The sequence below is a fragment of the Bacteroides sp. 90-K9/2 genome, from assembly GCF_047310725.1.
Taxonomy (GTDB): Bacteria; Bacteroidota; Bacteroidia; order Bacteroidales; family Bacteroidaceae; genus Bacteroides; species Bacteroides vicugnae.
This window is the reverse complement of the sequence record NZ_JBCGVL010000016.1, coordinates 21,813-44,793: the sequence shown is the minus strand read 5'-3', so window position 1 is coordinate 44,793 and position 22,981 is coordinate 21,813. Positions and strand designations below refer to the sequence as shown.

The following is a 22,981-nucleotide window of genomic DNA, read 5'->3' as shown; positions in this document are numbered from 1 at the left end:
ACAAAAAGGATACCTGTAGGGCATCCTTTTTTGTATTGAGAAACGTGAGTTTATAGTTTATTGGTTAATAGTAGACCCAAATCCTGTATATGCATTGTCTAGTATAAAGATGCCTTTATCCAAATCCATTGAAGTGAACGGACTATTTGTCAGGCGAAGTAATTGTTCTTCGATTGGGTTGGTAGGCTTAACTGTTGCGCCAAAACTATTCCATTTATTTGTTTCGGTAAGTCCATATGCTATATTATCTTTCACATCGAATTCTGGAGTACTTTCTTTTTTATAAATACCACACATTGTAGCGTCACTACTCATTTTGGGATCTGCATAGAAAATATTTTTCGAAATCGTAATTTTTTTAGTATCATAAAATTTTAGATGATAGTTCTTTCCTACATAGTTTACAATGGTATTATTACAGAAAGACACCTCTATTTGTTGCTGATCGGGACTTTGCACAATGTTGTTATTCCATGAAAGAATTTGTCCGATAACAGATGTTTTATTGTATACAATGTTATTTTCAAAAGTAAACATTTGCATTGCATCTAAGTGTGTTGTATTGTAAATATTGAATATTAGAACACCGTCTGCTGTAGTATTTAATTGGAAACGTGAATTCTTTGCATAAATATTCTTGATTGTATAAGCTGCTACATTGTTATAATAAAAGTTCTTTTGAATATTAGTTATTTCACAGTCTTCGAGTATAAAGTCTTCAAAATCTGCAGTAGCATCTGCATTACAGAACATATACTTATTATTACCTCCACTAGCATCAATTTTAGTTAGGTCTAATTGTATATTTTTGAATATCAATTTACCAGATTTGAGTTTCCACAAAAGCTCTGGTTTTAGTATAGGTTTACTGTCACTATATCTTCCGATTATAACAACTGTCCCTGTGATTTCAGCAATGGATGGTGTGTTAAAATCATAAGCTCCCTTTTCCAAGAAAATAACAGTTTGTTCTGTCTTTTGATGGATTAGGTTTCTGATATTAGAAGCACTCTCATCAGAGCCATCTAATAATATAGCTTCATTTGCTCCTTTTGTTATAGAAACATTTCCAATAGTAATATTCCCATTTGTATTATACTCTGTGTAGAAGTCTTTGGATTGTGGGGTATCTATAACTTTAACCTGAATTTTAGCAATCATAGCATACTTTCCGCTTGTTGCCAATACCGCAATATCAGTACTGTTATCAGCTGTTGCACGAGTCATCATCTTTGCGCTTGATACAGGGGCAGTAACAACCAATACATTTTCTTTTCCAGCTTCCTTAGAGAATTTAGCACTCCATCCTTCGGGAGCAGTAATCATTGTATTTTCTACTCCTCTCACGGTCATGGTAAACTCTTTCACTTCACCTGCCGAAAACTCCTGTACTTGTTTTAAATCTTCGGCTGCAAAACTACATTCGAAATCGCTAACGATAGGGATGCGTATGGTTGGAGCATCCTCACCTGCAAGTACTAAGACCAGTTCGTTGTTTTCTACTGTTACACTCTTGAAGTTTTTGTCTTCTGTCGGAGCAGAACCGTCACCGGTTGCACTGACTTTGTCAGTAGTTCCTTCTTTGTATATATAACTGTAGTGCTTTCCTCCGTCATAGCTAACCTGCCAGTAACCTTCACTATCTACATTGAATGTAGGAGTCTTGCCACTCTCTCCATTAGCTTTCACAGGTTGTCCGTTTACAGTCAGACGTTCCGGAGTTTCATTTTTGTTGTAAAGAACAGTCCAGTAGCCTTCTGAATCGATACCGATAATAGGGCATAAGAGGTTATTATCGTTTTTCATATATAGATTTACTGTCTTTCCATTGCTCAAAGTGAGTGTGTAAGAATCAGACTTTTCCTCTATATTAGTAATAAATGTTCCTTCATTATAAAGTTCGCGAAGAGCTTCAGTATTACTATTTATATCACGTACTTGTGTTTCGAGTGCGGTAACGCGCTTTTTCAGTGCGTCTACATCATCTTCCAAATCGTCAATGTTGGTACATGCTACCAGGCATACAGCCAATAACATGAACATACTCCATACTTTTTTCATGATTATATTGTTTTAAAGTTATTATTTTAAAGAGGATAGCCAAGAAGGAACATATCCCAAACGTTTACGTAATTGAGCCTCATAGAGTGAATATGGTTCCACAGCAGTTCCGTTGCTTTCGAGTCGTTTCATTTGAGTATCATCAAAATCTAAAGGACTTCCGTGGAAACCGACAATGATAGGAGGCATAAATTTCCACCAAAAGCCGTTACCATCCCACCAGGTAAATTTACCTTCTGTATCGATGTCCTGGTCTGTTTGTGCATTTGTTGCATAGAAATTCCATATTGTCAGATTCTCCATATGATTAGGCATTTGGGCAGAGTCTCCTCCTTGTCTCCAATGCATGAAACCACCGGAACAGCAGTCGATTAGTGTTGCACGTGGCTGTGTGGCATGTGATTCAAAGCAAGAATCATCTCCCCATCTAACATTCCATATTACAGCACCCATACTTTGCTTTGAAACACCGCAAGCGTGATATTGTCCAACATTCGTTTTATATTCCATCAATGTGTTTTCACCTTCTCCTTTTCTAAGTGTGTAGCCATTGCTGTTTTCAGTTACTTTTCCAATAAAGATACGGGAAGAAGCTTGCGATCGGATAGAAGCATGTCCACGATTACCGCCAATAGTGATGTCATAAGCAGAACAGTTGGCAGAACTGGTGATTGACATGGCTTCACTAACACTCTCAAAATTAACCCGGCGCATCCACGAATTGGTCAGACGCACAAAATCGATGAGCTTAAAACCACCATCGTCAATGTCAGAGCCGTGGTGAATGAACTTCTCTTTGGCGTGTCCTTTGAAGGTCAGGTCTTCTACACCCACATTAGCATAGTTTGCGAACTTATGTACTTTCCATCCCCAATCTTTATTGATAGCGTGCATGATCGGCTCTTTGAAGGTAACATTGTTACCGCTGATTTTCTCAATCTGATGATATTCGTATATCTGAATCCCTTTTGTCTTGATATTGGGAGTACCACCTTGCTGTATCTTAATATCTTCCCATTTGTGTGGATATAATTCGGAGTTAATTACATTGTCATCCGTATTTTCCAACACAAGGCATACCCAGCTGCCTCCGCTTACTCCTGTTAAACTAGCCGTTATGGTTTTGCTGCCTATCGGAGCGTCTTCGGTGATGGTACCGACAGATTCTCCTAATCCTGTATTGTGTTTGAACTCCATCATGACAGGAGCATTCCACATCTCTTCGGTTGGCTTGGGAGAATTATTGGCAGCGGTCATTTCGAGTGTCGTTTTGTTTTTTCCGGCTCCTTTTAAAACAATATCACTCATTGATATACGAATCCTGCGATCTTTAGAATCCTCATCTTGCAGAATATAGTTTCCTTCGGGGAAGTAGATAATAGCTTTAGCATTTTCCTTGATATATCGGTCGGTCATATTGTTGTCTTCTTGCTTTGTTTGACTCGCTATTTCTGCCAAGACCTTCATGAAAGCTGCTCTGTCAGATTTACCGTCGTTGGGGATAGCTCCATATTTGGGATCTGTAACATCGTATACTTTATATCCTTGCGCTGTTAGCGTTTCTATTTCGGGAGGAGCCATTTCGCCATACTTATATCCGGCGTATGAAAAGTCTAATAACACATTCTGTTGGTCAGCGTTAACAAACTGCTGCCAGGCTTCTGCTCCGGCTTCGCTGGAAAGTTGTTTAACTTCAATAGATACAATACGGATATAATTCTTTGATGAAGTCAGTACAATTTTAATAGTTTCTTCCACATCCTTTGTCGCAGTTGCTTGTGGTGTGATAGTTAACAAGTTCTCGGACAAAAGAACATTCCATCCTTTAGGAGCTTGTACTACGGCTTGTTGTACGTCATTCTGTTCTACTTTATATTCCTTATGATTCTCATTGGGGGCGAAAACCTGCACGGCTTGTTCGCTGTCGGCATCATTGAGACCATAAATTATCAGTCCAAAGGTGTCATCTACCGGAAAGGTATATGTTTTTCCTCCATCGGATAATGTGAATGAGAAAGTGTGGTTTGCTTCATTATATTCTACCTTACTGAATATACTGGTTCCTCCCTGACTTCCACCTTCGGCCTTAGTTCCTAAGCTTGTATACGTTTGTCCATTATCGTAGCTCACTTGCCAATATCCACTGGAGGATACGCTGATTAATGGAGTTGCCACCACATTGCCTTCTTCATCACGGGGCCATGCCGATACTTTCTCTCCATCGGCTCCCGGCAGATATTTGAAATCGGTATCACTACTTGTTTTATATATCCAGTAGCCTTCTTCATCTACGGAAAATTCAGGGACAGATGCCTGTACCGCTTCACTTTCCATGACTTTAATGCTTGTTCCGTCACTAAGTTCCAGCAAATATCCCAGACCATCTTTAGTCGGAGTAATTCCGATAATGACTTTGTTTTTTTGCATAAGGGCTTGCAGACTGGCAAATGAAGTATTCAGTCCTTCCGTTGCTTTTTCCAAAGCAGCGACACGGTCTTTCAGAGAATTGATGTCTGCTTCCAGGTCATCTGTTTTCTGGCACGATTGCATGATTGCCAACATGCTGCAAATACCAAATAGTAATAGGTAGGTAATGCTCCTGTTTTTCATACGTTTATTATTTCGGGTTATTTATAATTTTCACAATGGCAAAGATAACCGGATAAAATAAGAATATATGGATAAAAAAATTCAGGAATACGATGAAATAATACATTTTACACGCCTCTGTGATAGATTGTGACTTATGTATTATTAGAGCAGGTCTACCCATTGCTCGTTGCTTAACATAGGCAATGGCTCACTATCGGCAACAAATGTTTCCGCCAGTTTCCGTTTCTCATCTTGTAGGTGAAGAATCTTTTCTTCGATACTGTTTTGGGTAATGAAGCGGTAAGCAATCACTTGCTTGTCCTGCCCGATACGATGGGCGCGGGCGATCGCCTGCGATTCGGCGGCAGGATTCCACCAGGGATCTATGATAAATACATAGTCGGCTTGAGTCAGATTAAGTCCCACGCCTCCTGCCTTTAGTGAAATCAGGAATGCCTGGACGTCTTTTTGATCGGTGAAATGGGCGATTTCGGAAGGACGGTTGTTGGTCGATCCTGTTAATAAGGCATATTTCCAACCCCGTTCGTGGAAAGCTTCGGCGAGCACCTCCAGATGCCTGACGAATGAGGAGAAAATTAAAACTTTGTGGCCTTCGCTCTGTAGCGTATCGAATGTTTCGATTATCTGTGCCGTTTTTCCGGATGTTCCGGTATAGTCGGGAAGGATCAGTTGCGGGTGGCAGGATAGTTGTCGTAAACGTAAGATGCCATTTAATACACTAAACGAATGAAGCCTGTCGGTACTTTGAGGATGCTGAAGAAGGATGTTACGCAGGCTGTTTTTCTCCTGTTCGTAACAAGTGTTCTGTTCTTCAGTCATGTCGCAGTAGATGGTCTCTTCGGTAAGTGCCGGAAGTTCCGGAGCTACCTCTTTCTTGCTTCTACGGAGGATAAATGGGGCTGTCAGCTGCTGCAATAATACTTTTGCACGGGTATTCCCCTGACGAATCGGCATTATAAACTGCTTTTGGAAAGCACTTTCCGTGCCCAGTAAGTCTGGTTGTATGAAGTGAAATTGAGCCCACAGGTCCTTTAATGAGTTTTCGATGGGAGTACCTGTAAGCACAAGCCGGTGTTTACTTTGTAGTCGAATGGCTGACCGGAAGGTGAGCGATTCACTATTTTTGATATTCTGACTTTCATCGAGCACGATGTATTCGAAACGGTATGAACAGAGTATATCAATGTTGTTCCTCATCATGCCATACGTCGTAAAGATCAAGTGAAAATGACCGAAGAATTTTTCCGGTCGTTCCTTGTCTATAGCCACGGTGTTGTTGTATTCCGTCATCGAGAGCGCTGTAAAGCGTTTGGCTTCCCGTCGCCAGTTATGAAGTAGCGATGTGGGGACAACGATCAGGGTAGCCGGTTGCCTGGGAGTAGATGGCTTATATATATACTGTAATAGGGTAAGAGTTTGAAGTGTCTTCCCAAGTCCCATGTCATCTGCCAGGCATCCGCCAAATCCTTGTTTATGCAAATGTACCATCCATGAGAATCCTTTCTGCTGATAGGGACGTAACGTTGCTTTGAGGTTTTTGGGTACGGCAACATTTTGTATCTGTTGCTTCACCGGAAATTTCTTTAATTCCTCTTCGCCTAAGGCGGTCTGTGCAGCGCCCACAAATGTATGTTTCAAGCGGATTCCTTTTTCCGTTTGAATTCCTATCTCTAATAAATTCGCATATTTGCTGAACCATTCCTCTGGCAGGAGAATCATGCGGCCATCGGGTAGCAGATACTCTCTCTTTTCTTCCAGGATATGTTTGCGGAAACGTGAAAAAGGAATACGCAGATTACCGATAACAACGGTGATGCGCAATTCAAACCAGTCGACCTCATCGTCGCAACTTTGCTCGATGCGTATCTCGTCCAGGCAATAAGGTGTGTTTCCCATATTGCTGGTGAGATGGAAGGACTGCTGCAACATCTCCCGATGGCTGTTGATCCATTCGACAATCGTTTTTTCCGGAGCTTCGGGGGATAGGCTGAAATGTGTATCATTGAGTTGTTGCAGGCCTGCATCCGTTAAGAGCTGAACGGCTTGTTTTTCAGCAGTAATGTTCCGGCGAAAAAAGAAGATCCCACCGGATGTTTTCCGATAGACGATTTTCTTCATTTCAAGGGTGCTATCCGGTGTAAATGTCTGATCTCCATAACGGAAACCAAGCTGCAATGCTTGTCCGTTGTACGTCGTGTCTTCGAATGAGAGAATTGCTTCACAAGTACATTTTTCTTCCATCATACTCAAACCGTGAGCCTCGATTTCGTGATAGCGTGCAATCGGGATGACAATGTTATCTATGTATTTTTCAATTTGGGAAGCGTCTACGCTGATCGATCTTTTCTTTGTAAAAGGTAAGATACGTGCACTTTCAATGTGCGGAAAGAAGTATAGCTCCATTCCCAATAATAGCGTCGTCGGCGAGGAAGTCAGTACAACCACAGGTTTCAACTCACTCAAAGAGAATGGCTGCCCTTCATAATAGCACTGCAACTGATAACGGAACGTTTTATTGTCAACATGAAACGTTACGCGAATTTCTGCATTATGAGGATTTATGTGATAGGCATGATGGGCGTATAGTATTTTACTGCCGGCTTGTTTCTGATAAAAAGGCAGTCCATTGTCCCGTATCAGTGCCAGCATCTCCAACAGTTTCTTTTCGATAGACGGACGGATATCATTTTTAATTCGTTCCGGATCTTCGGATAACTTATGTAGAAAACGCGATACTGTTTTTTCGCGGGAGTAAACGCTCATTAGATGCTTCTCTGTATAATAAGAGGCGATATGAATAGCTTGTCTTTCTGCCTCACTCATCTTGCTCATAGCTTCGGGAGAGGCATGAAATGCTTGTTCCACCAATTGCAAGGTTCCATCGTCCAGCCTTTCCGCAATATAGGGAATCAGCAATATGCCGAGTATCGGATGCTCTGTGAAAACGATTATAACTTGTCCGTTAGTTGGTCTCTCTTTCATTCTCTTTTAGGCTTTAACAGACAAAGATACGGGAAAATACTTAATTTTGCAGCATGATGGAGGAAAACAAACGAGTATTGCTTGGAATGAGCGGCGGTACAGATAGTTCTGTTGCTGCTATGCGATTGTTGGAAGCCGGTTATGAAGTAATCGGAGTAACCTTTCGTTTTTATGAACTGAATGGCTCGACAGAGTATCTGGAAGATGCCCGTAATCTGGCAGAACGTTTAGGAATACGGCATATAACGTACGATGCCCGTGAAATATTCAGTAAGCAGATTATTGACTATTTTGTGCAGGAGTATCTGGCAGGACGGACTCCAGTCCCTTGTACATTGTGCAATAATTATCTGAAATGGCCTCTGCTTGCTAGAATTGCCGATGAAATGGGCGTTTTCTATATCGCTACCGGGCATTACGCGCAGAATATACAACTAAATAATACCTTTTATATAACATACGCTGCCGACTCGGATAAGGATCAAACTTTCTTTCTATGGGGATTGAAACAAGATATTCTTTGCAGGATGCTCTTGCCGATGGGAAATATTACGAAAGTGGAAGCCCGTGCTTGGGCTGCCGAACATGGGTTCCGGAAGGTGGCAACTAAAAAGGACAGTATAGGCGTTTGTTTTTGCCCAATGGACTATCGGACTTTTCTGAAAAACTGGTTGGCTCAAAATAGTGTGGTATTGGCAGGGGAAAAGCTGTTGATGGAAGAGGCCCAATCATTGGTTGAAGATTGTCAGAGATTGGTTGGAAGCAGTCAGGCAGGACTCAATAAAGTGAAACGAGGAAGATTTGTCGATGAAAAGGGAGATTTTATTGCCTGGCATGAGGGCTATCCTTTTTATACCATTGGACAGAGACGTGGCTTGGGCATTCATTTGAACCGTCCCGTATTTGTGAAAGAGATTAATCCTGAAAAGAACGAAGTGGTATTAGCTTCTCTTTCAGCTCTGGAGAAAACAGAAATGTGGCTGAAAGACTGGAATCTTGTCAATCAGGAGCGTACTTTAGGGCATTCTGACATCATTGTGAAAATACGGTATCGCAAACAGGAAAACCATGCTATGATTACCATTACACCGGATCATCTACTACATGTGCAACTTCATGAGCCTTTAACCGCCATTGCTCCGGGACAAGCTGCCGCATTCTATAAAGATGGTTTATTATTGGGAGGAGGGATAATAGTCAATGCTCGGTAATCTTTATATGGGGGAAGGTGATTCGTCTGATAGGGGTGAGTCAAAACGAAATTTAGCTTATTGACTGACAAAGATTAGGCACGGATTACGCGGATTACACGGACAAGTTTATTCTCTTTCCATGTTCATCCGTGTAATCCGCGTAATCCGTGCCTAAAAGATACTAGAATGGTGCTTCTGTTTCGAAATACCTTCCTTGTACAAGCAATCTCTGTAATAAAGATACTTGTGTCGGTTATGTCTTGGTTTTTGGTTATTCTTCCGAAGGAATACTGTCATTCAGCGCTAGCATTGTTTCTATATATTCGCGCGTATTACTTAATCTGGGAACTTTGTGTTGTCCTCCCAGCTTTCCTTTCTGTGCCAGCCAATCATGGAATAATCCCTCACGGGCAACGATCACTTCCAATGGTTGCAAAGCTATGTCTTTCCATCGTTTCGCCTCATAATCGGAGTTAACCTCTTTCAGTGTGGCATCAAGTATCGCTGCAAATTTTTCTACTGAATCCGGCATCTTAGCGAACTCTATTAACCACTGGTGCCGGCATTTTGCATTCTCATCCATAAACACAGGTGCCGCGGTGTATTCACTAACTTGCGCTCCGGTTTCGGCACAAGCCTTTGCCAATCCTTTTTCAGCGTTATCGACAATCAGTTCTTCGCCAAATGCGTTGATGAAATGCTTTGTTCTTCCTGTGATGACAAACTTATAGGGATTCTTGCTGGTAAACTTCACCGTATCACCAATCATGTATCTCCATAAACCGCAAGAAGTAGAAATAACCATTGCATAGTTTTTGTTGAGCTCGACTTCTTCAAGGCAGTAAACCCGTGGACTTTCTTTTCCTACTTCCTCCAGCGGAACAAACTCGTAGAAGATTCCATAGTCGATCATTAATAACATGGCAGGATCGGAGAGGTCGTTTTGAGTTCCGAAATATCCTTCAGAAGCATTATAAGTCTCAACATAATGCATCTTCGGTGTTTGAATCACCTGCTTGTATTGCTCACGATAAGGAGTGAAAGCCACTCCACCGTGGAAGAAAACTTCCAGATTGGGCCATACTTCTTCCAAAGTCTGTTTTCCTGTCTTTTCAAGAACACGTTTGATAAGTACGAGCATCCATGACGGTACGCCGGACAAACTTGTCACATTTACCGGAATAGTGCTGTTGGCGATTGCTTCTATTTTGGTTTCCCATTCGCTCATCAATGCAATTTTCTTGCTGGGTACACGAATGAAATTGATAAGCGGGTTCACATTTTGAATCAGAATAGCGGATAAATCTCCTACTAAACTATGGTTGGAGTTGAGGTTCGGACTATGGCTACCTCCAAGAATCAGTCCCTTGCCGGAGAAAAAATGGCTATCCGGATTGATGCGGAAATAAAGAGCTGCCGCATCTTTTCCTCCTCTGTAATGAATGTCTTCCAGTGCCTCTTTGCTGACAGGAAGGAATTTACTTTTATCATTAGTCGTTCCGGAGGATTTTGCAAACCAGCGTATCTCCGATGGCCAAAGCAGATTCTGTTCCCCGGCTCGCAAACGTTCTACATAAGGTTTGATTTCTTCGTATGTTTGGATAGGAACACGTTTCCGGAAGTCTTCATAGTTACGGATAGAGGAGTAATCGTACTTTCTTCCCCATTCAGTCTGAGCGGCCTGGTGTATTAAGCGGCTTAACACACGATGCTGTATCTCACTAGCCTGACTAGCATATAGGTCTATCTGTTTTAAACGGGAATCGAAAGTCTTACTAATAATTTTTGTAATATTCATTTCTGCTTTAACATAATAATGTTTAGTCGTGCAAAAGTAACTTATTTATCTTTTTTTTCTATCTTTACGACGGAAATAATCGTTAAAAATTGACGACTTCCATAGAATACCCGAGTTTTAGACTAAAAAATGCGACAATGAGAATTGGAATCTTAACATCCGGCGGGGACTGTCCCGGCATCAATGCCACCATTCGTGGCGTGTGCAAAACTGCCATCAATTATTATGGGATGGAAGTGATAGGCATTCACAGCGGTTTTCAGGGCTTGCTGACCAAAGATGTCGAATCTATTACAGACAAGTCGCTTTCCGGTCTGCTGAATTTGGGTGGAACGATGTTGGGAACCTCTCGCGAGAAGCCTTTCAAAAAAGGAGGTGTTGTCTCGGATGTTGACAAACCGTCTTTAATTCTTCAGAATATCCGTGAAATGGGACTGGATTGTATCGTTTGTATCGGTGGAAATGGAACACAGAAGACCGCAGCCAAGTTTGCTGCAATGGGAGTTAACATCGTGTCTGTTCCTAAAACCATTGATAATGATATTTGGGGCACGGACATCTCTTTTGGTTTCGATTCGGCGGTAAGTATTGCTACTGATGCCATTGACCGTCTACATTCCACCGCAAGTTCTCATAAAAGGGTGATGGTGATTGAAGTGATGGGGCATAAAGCGGGTTGGATTGCTTTGTATTCCGGTATGGCAGGAGGAGGGGATGTGATTCTCGTCCCAGAAATTGCTTATGACATTAAGAATATCGGCAATACGATTCTGGAAAGACTAAAGAAAGGCAAACCCTATTCTATTGTAGTGGTAGCGGAAGGTATTCAGACTGACGGGCGTAAACGTGCTGCTGAATATATCGCGCAGGAAATTGAATATGAAACCGGTATAGAAACCCGCGAAACAGTTTTGGGGTATATCCAGCGTGGTGGTTCGCCTACTCCTTTCGACCGCAATCTTTCTACCCGCATGGGCGGGCATGCAACAGAATTGATAGCCAATGGCCAATTCGGGCGTATGGTGACTTTAAAAGGGGATGATATAGCATCTATCCCTCTTGAAGAAGTTGCAGGAAAACTGAAATTAGTTACTGAAGATCACGATTTGGTGATTCAGGGTCGTCGCATGGGGATTTGCTTTGGTTAGACTCCGGAGCTTCTGCGTCCTGCATTGTGGAAATCTCATCGACGAGGATGTTTTCTTCTGAAATATTTTCCGGTTCAGCAGCAGTTGCAGAATGTTGTGCTTTGATCTCTTCGATAGTTGATATAAATGTAGGCTCCTTTACTTTCTTTATAGCCATCTGGGCGGCATTCTGTTGAGACTCCTTCTTGGAATACCCCGTACCTGTTCCTGCCGGAAGTCCTTCAATGCGTACTTCGGTTTGGAATACAGGATTGCTGTCATGATCGAGAAACTGCTCTATTAATTCAAAGGAAACCTCCATTTTGTTCTTTTGGCTCCACTCGATAAGTTTGGATTTGAAGTTAACCTCTTTTCGGGATATTTTCTCCAGGTCGATATAACGGTTAATGATCCGTTGCTCCATAAACTGCTTGCAACGTTCATATCCCTGATCCAGATAAATAGCTCCGATAAACGCTTCAAAAGCATTTCCGTACATATAGCTATTGTGAGAGGAGGAGCGGGTGGAATACTTGATGAGCTTGTCCAAGCCGATTTCAACGGCCAACTTGTTCAACGTTTCCCGTTGTACAATCTTGGAACGTGTATTGGTCAGGAAACCTTCCCGTTTCCCTTCGAAACGTTTGTAGACAATATCTCCCACGATGGCGTCGAGGATGGCGTCACCTAAAAACTCCAGCCGTTCATTGTTGAGGGGACGTCCCTTGTCGGAGCGGACAGAAGTCGATTTGTGCAGGAGAGCCTGCTCATAAAGCTGGATATTGCGCGGGTAGAATCCGAGTATCCGGTAAAAACAAAGATAAGACTCTCTATCCTTGCGGAACAAGAGCCTTATCTTATCTATTTCGTTACGTAACACGATATTACTCTGCGTATTTCTTGAAGATAACGCACGCATTGTGACCGCCAAATCCGAATGTATTGGACAAGGCAACATTAACTTCGCGTTTCTGTGCTTTGTTGAACGTGAAATTAAGGTTATAGTCGATGTTCTCGTCGTTGTCACCTTCTTCGTGGTTGATAGTCGGAGGAACAATGCCGTTCTTGATGGCAAGGATGCTTGCAATAGATTCTACCGCACCGGCAGCTCCCAGCAAGTGACCTGTCATTGATTTGGTTGAACTGATGTTCAGCTCGAACGCATGATCACCGAATACTTCCTTGATTGCTTTTGCTTCTGAAATATCACCAACCGGAGTAGATGTACCGTGTACATTGATATAATCTACTTCTTTCGGATCCATTTCCGCATCTTCCAGTGCATTTCTCATCACCAATTTCGCTCCCAGACCTTCCGGATGAGAAGCTGTCAGGTGATGTGCATCTGCAGACATACCTACACCGGCAACTTCTGCATAGATTTTTGCACCACGAGCTTTAGCGTGTTCCAGTTCTTCCAGGATCAAGCAACCGCCACCTTCGCCCATAACGAAACCATCGCGGCTTGCGCTAAACGGACGTGAAGCTTTAGAAGCTTCGTCGTTGCGTGTTGACAAGGCGTGCATAGCGTTGAAACCACCTACACCTGCCGGGAAGATCGCTGCTTCCGAACCACCGGATACAATTACATTTGCTTTACCCAAACGAATCAGGTTGAAGGCATCTGCAATGGCATTGGTTGAAGTAGCACATGCTGAACAAGTCGCGTAGTTAGGACCATGGAAACCATACATGATAGAAATCTGTCCGGCTGCAATATCCGAAATCATCTTTGGAATGAAGAACGGATTAAACTTCGGACCCATTTCCTGACGAGTGTAGTAGTTGCCTACCTCTTCTTCAAATGTATGTATACCACCAATACCGGCGCCAAAAATAACACCGATTTTGTTCAAGTCTTCTTTCTCGACGTCAAGCCCCGAATCACTTACCGCTTCTTTGGCAACAGCGATGGCATACTGAGTGTACAAGTCCATCTTTCTTGCTTCTTTGCGGTCTATGTATTTCGTTGCATCGAAGTCTTTCACTTCGCATGCGAATTGGGTCTTGAATAACGACGCATCAAAATGAGTAATAGGCCCTGCTCCACTAACCCCGTTCACAATGTTTTCCCAAAATTCGGGAACGCTATTGCCAACGGGAGTAATGGCGCCAAGGCCTGTTACTACCACTCTTTTTAATTCCATATTGATGAAATCGAATTACTTAGCGTGTTCTTCGATATAAGATACAGCATCACCTACAGTACCAATCTTTTCTGCTTGGTCATCAGGAATAGAGATACCGAATTCTTTTTCGAATTCCATGATAAGTTCTACAGTGTCAAGAGAATCTGCTCCCAGGTCGTTAGTGAAGCTTGCTTCGGTTGTAACTTCTGATTCTTCTACGCCTAATTTATCAACGATAATCGCTTTTACTCTTGATGCAATTTCAGACATAACTTTAAGTTTTTAATTAATAATTAGTTTTATTTCTTTAAATTTGCGGTGCAAAGGAATGAATATTTATCGTTTTGCGCAAATATTTGACTAAATAAATGCAATGTTTTGCACATTTTTCACTGTTTTGTGCATCGAATTTGAGGGTTATGAAGAAAAACATCGCAATTTTCGCTTCCGGTTCCGGCTCTAATGCTGAGAATATTATCCGGTATTTCCAAAAAAACGATTCCGTTCAGGTTTCGTTGGTACTTTCTAATAAGAGTGATGCCTATGTTTTGGAACGTGCGCATCGCTTGGGAGTGCCTTCTAACGTGTTTCCAAAGGAGGATTGGATAGCCGGAGATGAAATTTTGGCTATTTTGCAGGAGTACCGCATTGATTTTGTCGTGTTGGCCGGCTTCTTAGTTCGTGTACCGGATTTGCTTTTGCATGCTTATCCCGATAAAATTATAAATATACATCCTGCTCTTCTGCCGAAGTATGGAGGTAAAGGAATGTATGGCGACCGAGTGCATGAAGCAGTGGTAGCTGCCGGTGAAAAAGAAAGCGGTATCACTATACATTATATAAATGAGCATTACGACGAAGGAAATACGATTTTTCAAGCTACTTGCCCTGTTCTTTCGACTGATTCTCCGGGTGATGTAGCTAAAAAGGTGCATGCTTTGGAATATGAACACTTCCCGAAAATCATAGAACAGGTATTAAGTAACACCTAATACTTAATAATGTATGCTTTCTCTTCCCGCCGCAAAGGATAATATCCGCGCAGGGTTTCGAATAGCTCCGGTTGATTTTTTAGCCGGTTGCTGTCTTCGGTTGGATTATACATTTGGAGGACTGCTTCTGCGTGGTTTTTAGCGTGAATAATGGGGGAGGCGGGTGCGGGTGCGTTAATTTCATAATCCCCTTTTATTTGGAAGAATTTGCAGATAGCATCCAATGACATACGTGTGGCGTTTGCTTTTCCATCTGCAGAGTAACCTGCAATGTGAGGAGTTCCGATAAATGCCTTTTCCAGTAGATCACGGTTGATTTCCGGTTCATGCTCCCATACGTCGATGATGGCATCCGAAATCATCCGGCTGTTCAAGGCTTTTAAAAGAGCATCAGTCTGGATGACTTCTCCTCGTGAGGTATTGATAATAACAGGCTTCCGTTTGAGTGACTGAAAGAAATCTTCATCTGCCAGGTGGAACGTTTTATATTTTCCTTCCTTATATAAAGGTACGTGAAAAGTGATGATGTCACACTCTTCCGCTATTTTCTTTAGTGAAGAGAACCGTTCTGCACCTTCTTTTTCTTCCCGTGGCAAATCATTCAATAAAACACGCATGCCAAAATCCTGGGCAACTTTAGCTACCTTACTCCCGACATTTCCTACTCCTATGATTCCAATCGTCAGTTCATTTAGCTTTTTGTTTCTGCAAGATTTCCACACCAGAAGCGATGACTGTATATATTGGGCGACAGAAGCCGAGTTACATCCCGGTGCATTCGTCCATTCAATGCCTGCCTGTTTGCAATACTCCGTATCAATATGGTCGAAACCTATGGTTGCGGTCGCTATGAATCTCACTCGACTACCTTCCAATAAATCCCGGTTGCAATGTGTGCGGGTACGGACAATAAGAGCGTCCGCATCTCGTACGAGCTCCGGGGTGAAATCCTTACCCGGTGCATAAACCACCTCATCGGCTATTCTCTGAACCGCCTCTTTTATATAAGGTATTTTATTGTCGATAATAATTTTCATATACAATTCATCTTTTGTACCCACAAAGGTAACAAATAAAAAAGTAAGAAACGGTTGCTTGTCTGAAAAATATTACATAGATTTGCCCTATTATATATCTATTAGCTAGTTAAGATTATGACATTTAGTAACCTTTGCAACGAGATTTTTTGGAAATCGACAACTGATTACCATGTGACGGATAGTGTGGATGCTCCGATGAACAATCCTTACGAGTTGAAAACTATTGAGTATTATTTATATCTAAAGAACTGGATTGATGCCGTGCAATGGCATTTTGAGGATATTATCCGTGACCCGCAGATTGATCCGGTAGAAGCATTGGCCTTGAAAAGAAGAATTGATAAATCAAATCAGGACCGTACGGATCTGGTGGAATTAATTGATAGCTACTTTTTAGACAAATACAAAGAGGTAAAACCTCTCTCTGACGCAACGATCAATACGGAAAGCCCTGCATGGGCAATTGACCGCTTGTCAATTCTTGCATTGAAAATTTACCACATGCAGCAGGAGGTGGAGCGTACGGATACTACCGAGGAACACCGTGCTCAATGCCAGACTAAGTTGAATATCCTGCTGGAACAACGCAAAGACCTTTCTACGGCTATTGAACAGCTGTTGGCTGATATCGAGGCCGGAAGAAAATATATGAAAGTATATAAACAGATGAAGATGTATAATGACCCGGCATTAAATCCGGTGCTTTATGCGAAAAAATAACGAATGGCGCGTATTCTCATTATTCGTTTTTCAGCTCTTGGCGATGTAGCCATGACAATCCCGGTAATACATTCGTTGGCTGTGCAATACCCGCAGCACGAAATAACAGTGTTAAGTCGTGCTGTATGGCAGCCGCTCTTTCAGGGGTTGCCTGCCAATGTGGGTTTTGTCGGAGCTGATTTAACTGGCAAACACAAGGGATTTTGGGGCTTGAATAGCCTTTATTCGGAATTAAAAGCGATGCATTTTGATTACATTGCTGATTTTCATCATGTACTTCGTTCTAAGTATTTATGTTTGCGATTCCGTCTTGCCAATAAACCGGTAGCTTCCATTTGTAAAGGAAGGGCAGGCAAAAAGAAGCTGGTTCGCCGTCATGATAAGGTGATGGAAAATCAGAAGAGTTCTTTTCGTCGTTATGCCGATGTACTTGAGAAGCTAGGTTTACCGGTACTATTAAATTTCTCTTCCATTTATGGCGAAGGAAAAGGAAACTTTGCGGAAATAGAACCAGTCACAGGACCTAAAGAAGACCAGAAATGGATTGGTATAGCTCCTTTTGCCAAACATGCAGGTAAGATTTATCCGTTAGAACTGCAAGAGCAAGTTATAGCACATTTTGCTGCCAACCCCAAAGTAAAGGTTTTCCTTTTTGGAGGTGGTAAAAGCGAACAGGACGTATTTGATGCATGGATTGCTAAATATCCTTCTGTTGTTTCAATGATCGGTAAACTGAATATGCGTACCGAGCTGAATCTGATGAGCCATCTGGATGTGATGCTTTCAATGGATTCTGCCAACATGCATTTGGCATCCTTGGTCAATATTCCGGTTGTCTCTATTTGGGGAGCCACCCATCCTTATGCCGGTTTTATGGGCTGGAAACAATTGCCGGTCAATACCGTACAACTCGATTTGTCATGCCGCCCCTGTTCCGTATATGGACAGAAGCCTTGCTGGCGAGGTGATTATGCCTGCCTGAGGGATATAAAACCGGAGCAGGTCATTGCGAAAATAGAAGGGATTGTAAATTAATCCTTGCTGAAGTTCAAATTAGCTGTTTATTGAGCCGAAAGAGCGTAGAATCAAATAATGATGAAAGAGATACAACGAAAGAAAAAAGTACTGATAGATCTTACGAATTATGGTAGTCTCACAGCCGGCTTCGGGCAGATTGCGGCCAACTATGCAACCGCCTTTTCGTCTATGCCGGTAGAAGATCTTCATTTTGTATATTTATTGCGGCAGAAATATATGCAGGAATTTGGCCCGAATGTGACTTCTGTTCCGGTACGTCGTATCAATAAGTTTCTTCCTTTTACCCTTCCCAAGGTAGATGTATGGCATGCAGTGAATCAACAGCGCAAGTTGTTGCGTATTGCCGGCGGTACAAAATTTATCTTTACTATACATGACTTTAATTTCTTAACCGAGAAAAAGCCCTGGAAGGCGAAAATGTATCTTCGCCGGATGCAGAATAAGGTCAATAAGGCAGCGGTCGTGACTACGATCTCTCATTATGTGGCAGATGTCATTCGACAGCATGTAGATTTGAAAGGGAAAGAGGTACGGGTCATCTATAATGGAGTGGAGAGGATTGATACACTGGAAGGAACAAAACCGTCGTTTGCTACAGGGCGTCCTTTCTTTTTTACGATTGGACAAATCCGTAGAAAAAAGAACTTCCATCTCTTGGTTGACGTAATGCGTCATTTTCCGGAATATGATCTATATATTTGTGGAGATGCTCATTTTGCTTATGCTGAAGAAGTGCGCAATCTGATTCGTGAGAATCAGCTTACTAATGTCTTCTTGACGGATGTTATCTCTCAAAACGAGAAGATATGGTTATATCGGAACTGTGAGGCATTCCTATTTCCTAGTGAGGGAGAAGGTTTTGGATTGCCGGTGGTGGAAGCTATGCAATTTGGGAAGGCTGTATTTGCCGCTAATCGCACTAGTTTGCCGGAAGTTTGTAATGGACACGCTATCATGTGGGAGCGTTTGGATACAGAATCTATGGTGCAAAGTATCCGGGAGCATCTGCCTGATTTTTATAAAGACAAGGAGCGTCTGGAGAAAATCAAGGAACATGCCGCTTCATTCAGTTACGAGAAGCATATACAAGCCTACCTTGATTTATATCGGGAGTTAGCTCAATTGCCTTAGTATTGAAGTCAATTGCCCGTATACCTTTTCGGGGGTAATTAATGCAAAACGCTCTTCATAGGTTAATGTTGCCTGCTGTTCCGGCGGAAGAATGTCGTCAGGACTAATTCCTTCGGCAAGTACGGAATTGGCGGGTAACCACATTGATTTTGACGCACTTGGTGAATAAATGGCAAATGAAGGAACTCCAAGAGCTTGGGCGATGTGTCTGGCTCCTCCTTCGTTCCCGAAGTAAAATGAACAGTTGGCACAAAGTGCTGCCAGTTGTCGTAATGAAGAAGCTTGTATATCAATCTTGATGCGTTCCGGACATCCTAATTCCTTGTAGATATTTCTGGCATCTTCTTCTTCGTACCCCGGTGCGTAGTTGAAGATCATTTGTATGTCCTTGTGTTCCTCTAATATTCTTTTCAGTGTGGCTATCATGAACTCCGTATTCCATTTCTTATGGATGAGTTTGGTTGTGACTCCTATTAATAACACGGGGTGTGTAAAATCAATCCCTTCCTTTTCCATATAATATCGGAAATCTTCTTTCTCCCGGTCAGTCAGGTATAACTTGAATTCTTTTGTGTATTGAATAGGTCTGATCTTCTCTAATGGTGCTGCAAGTAACAGGTTGCGTTGTACCATATCAGTTGTCAGATTCTTGCTGTAAGTATCTGTGCGGTAGTTCAGTAGAAAACGGGTATATCCTTTGATACGTCCTATCCGAAAAGGAGTTTTTAATGAGAAAAGAGAGAAAAAAAGGGTCCGGATGGTAGAACGCATATCGATGATTACATCGTATTTATTTTGGTGCATTACCTGCCATATTTTTTTTATATATGCAGTGAACGGCTTATTCTCATTCTTGTCAAATGTAATGACTTTGTCTATGTCCGGATGCCCCTCATAGAGTGGAGCAATATTTTTATTAAGCACGAAGTGTATCTCCGCATCGGGAAAACTTTTTTTCAGTGTGCTGCACAATGCAACAGCCAGAATAGAGTCCCCTATTTGTCTAAATCGAATAATCAGAATTCTTTTGATTGGTTTCATGCTTAAACTTCTTTATGCTTTTTACCGTGCAAACATAACTAAAAAAAAGCATTTATGTCTAAATATAAATGAAAAGAAAAAAGAAAAAACGATTAAAGCCACCGTGATGGTGCTTATATGTGGAGAGAGTTAGCCAATCTTTGTGAGAAAAGAGAAAAATATAGTCGGAATATGGCCTAATTTCTTTATCTTTGCTCAATCTTTGTAATTAGGATTATATAGGAGAGTGTAATGAGAGTGATTGTAAATCCCAAGTACGCACATTTGCAGAAGGAGATAGAAGAAGTTCCGAGGTCCTTCCAGAACGAAGGAGATGTGGTGTACGATGGTCGTAATGTTCTGAAACGGATTAGTTTGGGCAGCATTGATGTTGTGGTGAAGAGCTTTAAAAAGCCTCACATCATCAATCGTGTTGTATATTCGTTTTTCCGCCAGTCGAAAGCAGAACGTTCCTATATTTATTCTATGGAGATCCAACAGCATGGTTTTGACACTCCGGAGCCAGTGGCTATGATCGAACAATTTCAAGATGGTCTTCTCTCGCATAGCTATTACATTTGTTGTTATGATGGTGGCGAAACTGTCCGTTCCCTGATGGATGGAAAGGTGGAGGGGAATGAAGACAAACTTTCAGCTTTTGCACGCTACACTGCTGCTTTGCATCAGGCAGGTATCCTCCATTTAGACTATTCTCCCGGTAATATACTGATCCATCAGAATGAAACGAATGAATACAGTTTCTCCCTGGTCGATGTGAATCGCATGCAGTTGCTATCGGAAATTGATTGTGATACGGTATGCCGTAATATGTGCCGTTTGTGTATTTCGCGTGAGGTACTGACTTACATCATGACAGAATATGCTTCTTTGCGTGGATGGGACATCGAATCTACGGTCAGTCTGGCTCTTCGTTACAGCGATCAGTTCTTTACTCATTACATTTATCGTCGTGCGGCACGGAAAGAAAAAGAAAAGCATATTGTATCCCTGATTTTATTCTTCCGTTTATACCGTTCCGTACGTAAATTCTTTTCTTGGGAGCCGCATATCTCACGTTTCTTATTGAAAAAGGAAAAGCATATCTATGATACATACTTGTGCAAGTATGATTATTGTGAATTGCTTTCTGCTGATTATCAATGATTGATTACCTCTTACTTCCGCGCATCACTACACTGCGGATTCTATGCCTGAAAAAACCTTTTTGATTAATATATGCGCAGTTGTGTTTGTTCAGGAATGTAGAGATAACTTCTTCGTCATCACGCAAGTGGTATGTGCAAATAGCAAAATCCAGCTTTTGGCAATTTTGAAATAAGTTCTTGCATCCGGTCAATGCGTGCCGTTCGGCTCCTTCTATATCCATTTTAAGAAACAGATGTTCATCCGTCTGGTTATTGAAGAAATCATCAAGAGTTTGCTCTCTCGAAGAATTATGGTCGCTCACATACTTCTGTATGATTGTAACTTTATCCTGCCATGGTTCGAAAGTAGCTCTGATAGCCTCCAGCCATTGTTCGTCCTGCTCAAACAAATAGATATGCTTGGCTTCTTCTACGATTTCCAGTGAAGAATATCCTTCGGCACAACCAATGTCCACAAAAACTTTTCCTGTGACATCTTTTACACTATCGAAATAATGGTGCGGTGATCGCTTGTCCTGCTCCATACTCAAAGCCCTGTAGTACTTTTGAATTTTCTTGGGTGGAGTACTCTTTCTGAAATATAGCCGTTTCTTTTCTTGTTGTACATAGTATAAGCCTTTTTTCTCATCCTTTTGTATATTGACAGGCATATTTGTATATTCATCTTTGAATTCATACAAATGTCTTGAATACCCGTGTTTTTTAATATACTCATAATATTTCAGATAGGGTGAATCAGGTTTATACCCTTTCATGAAATAATATGGAAGAGTGCCATATATAAATTTCTTTATTGTATGTTTAAGTACGTTCATTTCATTAGTTTCTTGTAGATGTTTAAGATCTCTTCCGCTTGCTTTTCTTCAGAGAATCTTTTGGCAAAAGAATGCCCCTTTTCAATCATGTTCTTTTTTCTCTCGGGATCTGTGTATATCTGTTTGAAGGCATCGGCCATTCCTTTGATATCGTCAGGATGTACATAGATAGAATCGGGACCTCCCGCTTCTTCCAGACAAGATCCTGTAGCGGCCACTACCGGAATACCGGAGTACAGAGCTTCTATGATGGGAATACCAAAACCTTCAAAACGGGAAGGGTATACAAAAATTTCTGCTAACTGATAAAAAGCCGGTAGATCATCAAAAGGAACATTACTGATGATATGCACTCTTTCTTCCAGCTTATTCTCCTTAATGAAATGTTCAACCTTATCAGTGTATTCCGTATGGCGTCCTACGATGACGAGATGAATTTGTTCAGGAAGCATCATTAGTGCCTGCACCGCTGAAAGGGCGTTCTTGCGTTCTTCAATACTTCCTACGTTAAGGATATAGTGATCCGGTAGCTGATATTTAGCCCGGACTTCTCTTTTCTTCTCTTCTGCTACAGGATGTATGAATGAAGGGTCACATCCCTGATAAACAACTTCTATCTTATCGGCGGGAATCCTGAAAAACTCAATAATATCACGCTTGGTACATTCGCTGATAGCAATGATTTTATCGGCATTTTCGCAGGCTTTACGGAATTTGTATGTGTATATTTTCCTGTCGATCGAATGGTAATACTGCGGATAGCGCAGAAAGATCAGATCGTGGATCGTTACAATACTTTTTACCTCGCTTTGATGAATATTCAGGGGCAGCTCATTACTAAGCCCGTGGAATATATCGATTTTTTCTTTTTCCAATTGGCGGGTGACTCCCCATACTCGCCACAATGGACTTAACTTTTTCCAGGAAGAAGTAGTGGGATAAGAAAGCTGTAGTTGCTGATACTGCTTCGTTAATTTGTCCAGCCTCTTGTTTTCCCGTTTCTTGGGGGCATACAGCACATATTCATTCTCCGGACCGAATTGGCATAGAATATCCACTATATAGCGGCTATAATTACCCAGACCGGTGAAATTCTGTACTGCACGTTTTCCGTCAAAACCTATTCTCATTTCTACTTCTTACCTTTATATGATTA

18 protein-coding genes are annotated in these 22,981 nt (G+C 41.7%); 7 read left to right on the top strand and 11 right to left on the bottom strand.

All coding sequences use genetic code 11. From position 1 onward, the window contains the following. Positions 1-57: 57 nt before the first annotated feature. The 3 genes from AAHJ11_RS21785 to AAHJ11_RS21775 all read right to left on the bottom strand — a co-directional run bounded on the left by AAHJ11_RS21785 (position 58) and on the right by AAHJ11_RS21775 (position 7,656). A complete protein-coding gene (locus AAHJ11_RS21785; RefSeq protein WP_148364217.1) occupies positions 58-2,061 on the bottom strand; it encodes a PL29 family lyase N-terminal domain-containing protein in 2,004 nt (667 codons plus the stop codon). A 21-nt stretch (positions 2,062-2,082) separates the two neighbouring features. Further along, the gene (locus AAHJ11_RS21780; protein WP_320974988.1) at positions 2,083-4,671 is read right to left on the bottom strand and encodes a DUF4955 domain-containing protein; all 2,589 of its coding nucleotides are present in this window, start codon (positions 4,669-4,671) and stop codon (positions 2,083-2,085) included. Between the two features lie 144 nt (positions 4,672-4,815). Beyond that, positions 4,816-7,656, bottom strand: coding sequence for a DEAD/DEAH box helicase (locus AAHJ11_RS21775; RefSeq protein ID WP_320974989.1), 2,841 nt, complete (start codon positions 7,654-7,656; stop codon positions 4,816-4,818). A gap of 53 nt (positions 7,657-7,709) precedes the next feature. Here AAHJ11_RS21775 and mnmA point away from each other — a divergent pair, with 53 nt between their 5' ends. Continuing rightward, a complete protein-coding gene (mnmA, locus tag AAHJ11_RS21770; RefSeq protein ID WP_320974990.1) occupies positions 7,710-8,867 on the top strand; it encodes a tRNA 2-thiouridine(34) synthase MnmA in 1,158 nt (385 codons plus the stop codon). 253 nt (positions 8,868-9,120) lie between these two features. On the opposite strand, the gene AAHJ11_RS21765 is transcribed toward mnmA, so the two are convergent. Next, the gene (locus AAHJ11_RS21765; RefSeq protein WP_148364213.1) at positions 9,121-10,647 is read right to left on the bottom strand and encodes a GH3 auxin-responsive promoter family protein; all 1,527 of its coding nucleotides are present in this window, start codon (positions 10,645-10,647) and stop codon (positions 9,121-9,123) included. A gap of 137 nt (positions 10,648-10,784) precedes the next feature. On the opposite strand from AAHJ11_RS21765, the gene AAHJ11_RS21760 reads away from it, so the two are divergent. Next, positions 10,785-11,795 carry an ATP-dependent 6-phosphofructokinase gene (locus AAHJ11_RS21760; RefSeq protein WP_148364212.1) on the top strand — a complete coding sequence of 337 codons (1,011 nt, stop codon included), beginning with the start codon at positions 10,785-10,787 and terminating at the stop codon, positions 11,793-11,795. Here the strand turns inward: AAHJ11_RS21760 and rnc are convergent. The 3 genes from rnc to AAHJ11_RS21745 are packed head-to-tail and all read right to left on the bottom strand — an operon-like array spanning position 11,737 to position 14,173. Next, positions 11,737-12,693: a ribonuclease III gene (gene rnc, locus AAHJ11_RS21755; RefSeq protein ID WP_148364211.1), complete on the bottom strand. Its 957-nt coding sequence runs from the start codon at positions 12,691-12,693 to the stop codon at positions 11,737-11,739. The genes AAHJ11_RS21760 and rnc overlap by 59 nt on opposite strands. Beyond that, complete coding sequence (fabF, locus tag AAHJ11_RS21750; RefSeq protein ID WP_148364210.1) at positions 12,659-13,921, bottom strand: beta-ketoacyl-ACP synthase II; 1,263 nt, start codon at positions 13,919-13,921, stop codon at positions 12,659-12,661. The genes rnc and fabF overlap by 35 nt, the downstream gene beginning before the upstream one ends. A 15-nt stretch (positions 13,922-13,936) precedes the next feature. Then, positions 13,937-14,173 (bottom strand): acyl carrier protein, encoded by a 237-nt coding sequence (locus tag AAHJ11_RS21745; RefSeq protein ID WP_002558672.1) that lies wholly within the window; start codon positions 14,171-14,173, stop codon positions 13,937-13,939. A gap of 98 nt (positions 14,174-14,271) precedes the next feature. Between AAHJ11_RS21745 and AAHJ11_RS21740 the strand changes: the two genes are divergently transcribed. Beyond that, entirely contained in the window at positions 14,272-14,895 is a 624-nt protein-coding gene (locus AAHJ11_RS21740; protein ID WP_217723346.1) for a phosphoribosylglycinamide formyltransferase, read from the top strand. Here AAHJ11_RS21740 and pdxB read toward each other — a convergent pair. Continuing rightward, positions 14,892-15,932: a 4-phosphoerythronate dehydrogenase PdxB gene (gene pdxB / locus AAHJ11_RS21735; RefSeq protein WP_413580098.1), complete on the bottom strand. Its 1,041-nt coding sequence runs from the start codon at positions 15,930-15,932 to the stop codon at positions 14,892-14,894. The genes AAHJ11_RS21740 and pdxB overlap by 4 nt on opposite strands. A gap of 117 nt (positions 15,933-16,049) precedes the next feature. Between pdxB and AAHJ11_RS21730 the strand changes: the two genes are divergently transcribed. From AAHJ11_RS21730 to AAHJ11_RS21720, 3 genes are read left to right on the top strand one after another with little or no spacing between them, the layout of a single operon-like run. After that, entirely contained in the window at positions 16,050-16,655 is a 606-nt protein-coding gene (locus AAHJ11_RS21730; protein WP_004324325.1) for a DUF4254 domain-containing protein, read from the top strand. Positions 16,656-16,658: 3 nt separating this feature from the next. Then, positions 16,659-17,690 carry a glycosyltransferase family 9 protein gene (locus tag AAHJ11_RS21725; RefSeq protein WP_320974991.1) on the top strand — a complete coding sequence of 344 codons (1,032 nt, stop codon included), beginning with the start codon at positions 16,659-16,661 and terminating at the stop codon, positions 17,688-17,690. Positions 17,691-17,747: 57 nt separating this feature from the next. Next, on the top strand, positions 17,748-18,824 hold the full coding sequence (locus AAHJ11_RS21720; RefSeq protein ID WP_320974992.1) for a glycosyltransferase family 1 protein: 1,077 nt from the start codon (positions 17,748-17,750) through the stop codon (positions 18,822-18,824). Here AAHJ11_RS21720 and AAHJ11_RS21715 read toward each other — a convergent pair. After that, complete coding sequence (locus AAHJ11_RS21715) at positions 18,807-19,865, bottom strand: glycosyltransferase family 9 protein (RefSeq protein WP_217723339.1); 1,059 nt, start codon at positions 19,863-19,865, stop codon at positions 18,807-18,809. The genes AAHJ11_RS21720 and AAHJ11_RS21715 overlap by 18 nt on opposite strands. A gap of 231 nt (positions 19,866-20,096) precedes the next feature. Between AAHJ11_RS21715 and AAHJ11_RS21710 the strand changes: the two genes are divergently transcribed. Then, complete coding sequence (locus AAHJ11_RS21710) at positions 20,097-21,008, top strand: lipopolysaccharide kinase InaA family protein (RefSeq protein ID WP_148364204.1); 912 nt, start codon at positions 20,097-20,099, stop codon at positions 21,006-21,008. A 4-nt stretch (positions 21,009-21,012) separates the two neighbouring features. Here the strand turns inward: AAHJ11_RS21710 and AAHJ11_RS21705 are convergent, their stop codons facing one another. Together AAHJ11_RS21705 and AAHJ11_RS21700 are read right to left on the bottom strand one after the other, a co-directional pair. Further along, a complete protein-coding gene (locus AAHJ11_RS21705) occupies positions 21,013-21,825 on the bottom strand; it encodes an FkbM family methyltransferase (protein WP_320974993.1) in 813 nt (270 codons plus the stop codon). Next, positions 21,822-22,955: a glycosyltransferase family 4 protein gene (locus tag AAHJ11_RS21700; RefSeq protein ID WP_320974994.1), complete on the bottom strand. Its 1,134-nt coding sequence runs from the start codon at positions 22,953-22,955 to the stop codon at positions 21,822-21,824. The genes AAHJ11_RS21705 and AAHJ11_RS21700 overlap by 4 nt, the downstream gene beginning before the upstream one ends. Positions 22,956-22,981: the final 26 nt, after the last annotated feature.

What these genes read in the sequence shown, in the direction of transcription:
- rnc (WP_148364211.1), bottom strand. Translation starts at nt 12,693, where the DNA reads ATGCGTGCGTTATCTTCAAGAAATACGCAGAGTAATATCGTGTTACGT.
- AAHJ11_RS21785 (WP_148364217.1), bottom strand. Translation starts at nt 2,061, where the DNA reads ATGAAAAAAGTATGGAGTATGTTCATGTTATTGGCTGTATGCCTGGTA.
- AAHJ11_RS21700 (WP_320974994.1), bottom strand. Translation starts at nt 22,955, where the DNA reads ATGAGAATAGGTTTTGACGGAAAACGTGCAGTACAGAATTTCACCGGT.
- AAHJ11_RS21760 (WP_148364212.1), top strand. Translation starts at nt 10,785, where the DNA reads ATGAGAATTGGAATCTTAACATCCGGCGGGGACTGTCCCGGCATCAAT.
- AAHJ11_RS21730 (WP_004324325.1), top strand. Translation starts at nt 16,050, where the DNA reads ATGACATTTAGTAACCTTTGCAACGAGATTTTTTGGAAATCGACAACT.
- AAHJ11_RS21745 (WP_002558672.1), bottom strand. Translation starts at nt 14,173, where the DNA reads ATGTCTGAAATTGCATCAAGAGTAAAAGCGATTATCGTTGATAAATTA.
- AAHJ11_RS21775 (WP_320974989.1), bottom strand. Translation starts at nt 7,656, where the DNA reads ATGAAAGAGAGACCAACTAACGGACAAGTTATAATCGTTTTCACAGAG.
- fabF (WP_148364210.1), bottom strand. Translation starts at nt 13,921, where the DNA reads ATGGAATTAAAAAGAGTGGTAGTAACAGGCCTTGGCGCCATTACTCCC.
- mnmA (WP_320974990.1), top strand. Translation starts at nt 7,710, where the DNA reads ATGATGGAGGAAAACAAACGAGTATTGCTTGGAATGAGCGGCGGTACA.
- AAHJ11_RS21780 (WP_320974988.1), bottom strand. Translation starts at nt 4,671, where the DNA reads ATGAAAAACAGGAGCATTACCTACCTATTACTATTTGGTATTTGCAGC.
- AAHJ11_RS21740 (WP_217723346.1), top strand. Translation starts at nt 14,272, where the DNA reads ATGCAATGTTTTGCACATTTTTCACTGTTTTGTGCATCGAATTTGAGG.
- AAHJ11_RS21725 (WP_320974991.1), top strand. Translation starts at nt 16,659, where the DNA reads ATGGCGCGTATTCTCATTATTCGTTTTTCAGCTCTTGGCGATGTAGCC.
- AAHJ11_RS21765 (WP_148364213.1), bottom strand. Translation starts at nt 10,647, where the DNA reads ATGAATATTACAAAAATTATTAGTAAGACTTTCGATTCCCGTTTAAAA.
- AAHJ11_RS21715 (WP_217723339.1), bottom strand. Translation starts at nt 19,865, where the DNA reads ATGAAACCAATCAAAAGAATTCTGATTATTCGATTTAGACAAATAGGG.
- AAHJ11_RS21720 (WP_320974992.1), top strand. Translation starts at nt 17,748, where the DNA reads ATGATGAAAGAGATACAACGAAAGAAAAAAGTACTGATAGATCTTACG.
- pdxB (WP_413580098.1), bottom strand. Translation starts at nt 15,932, where the DNA reads ATGAAAATTATTATCGACAATAAAATACCTTATATAAAAGAGGCGGTT.
- AAHJ11_RS21705 (WP_320974993.1), bottom strand. Translation starts at nt 21,825, where the DNA reads ATGAACGTACTTAAACATACAATAAAGAAATTTATATATGGCACTCTT.
- AAHJ11_RS21710 (WP_148364204.1), top strand. Translation starts at nt 20,097, where the DNA reads ATGAGAGTGATTGTAAATCCCAAGTACGCACATTTGCAGAAGGAGATA.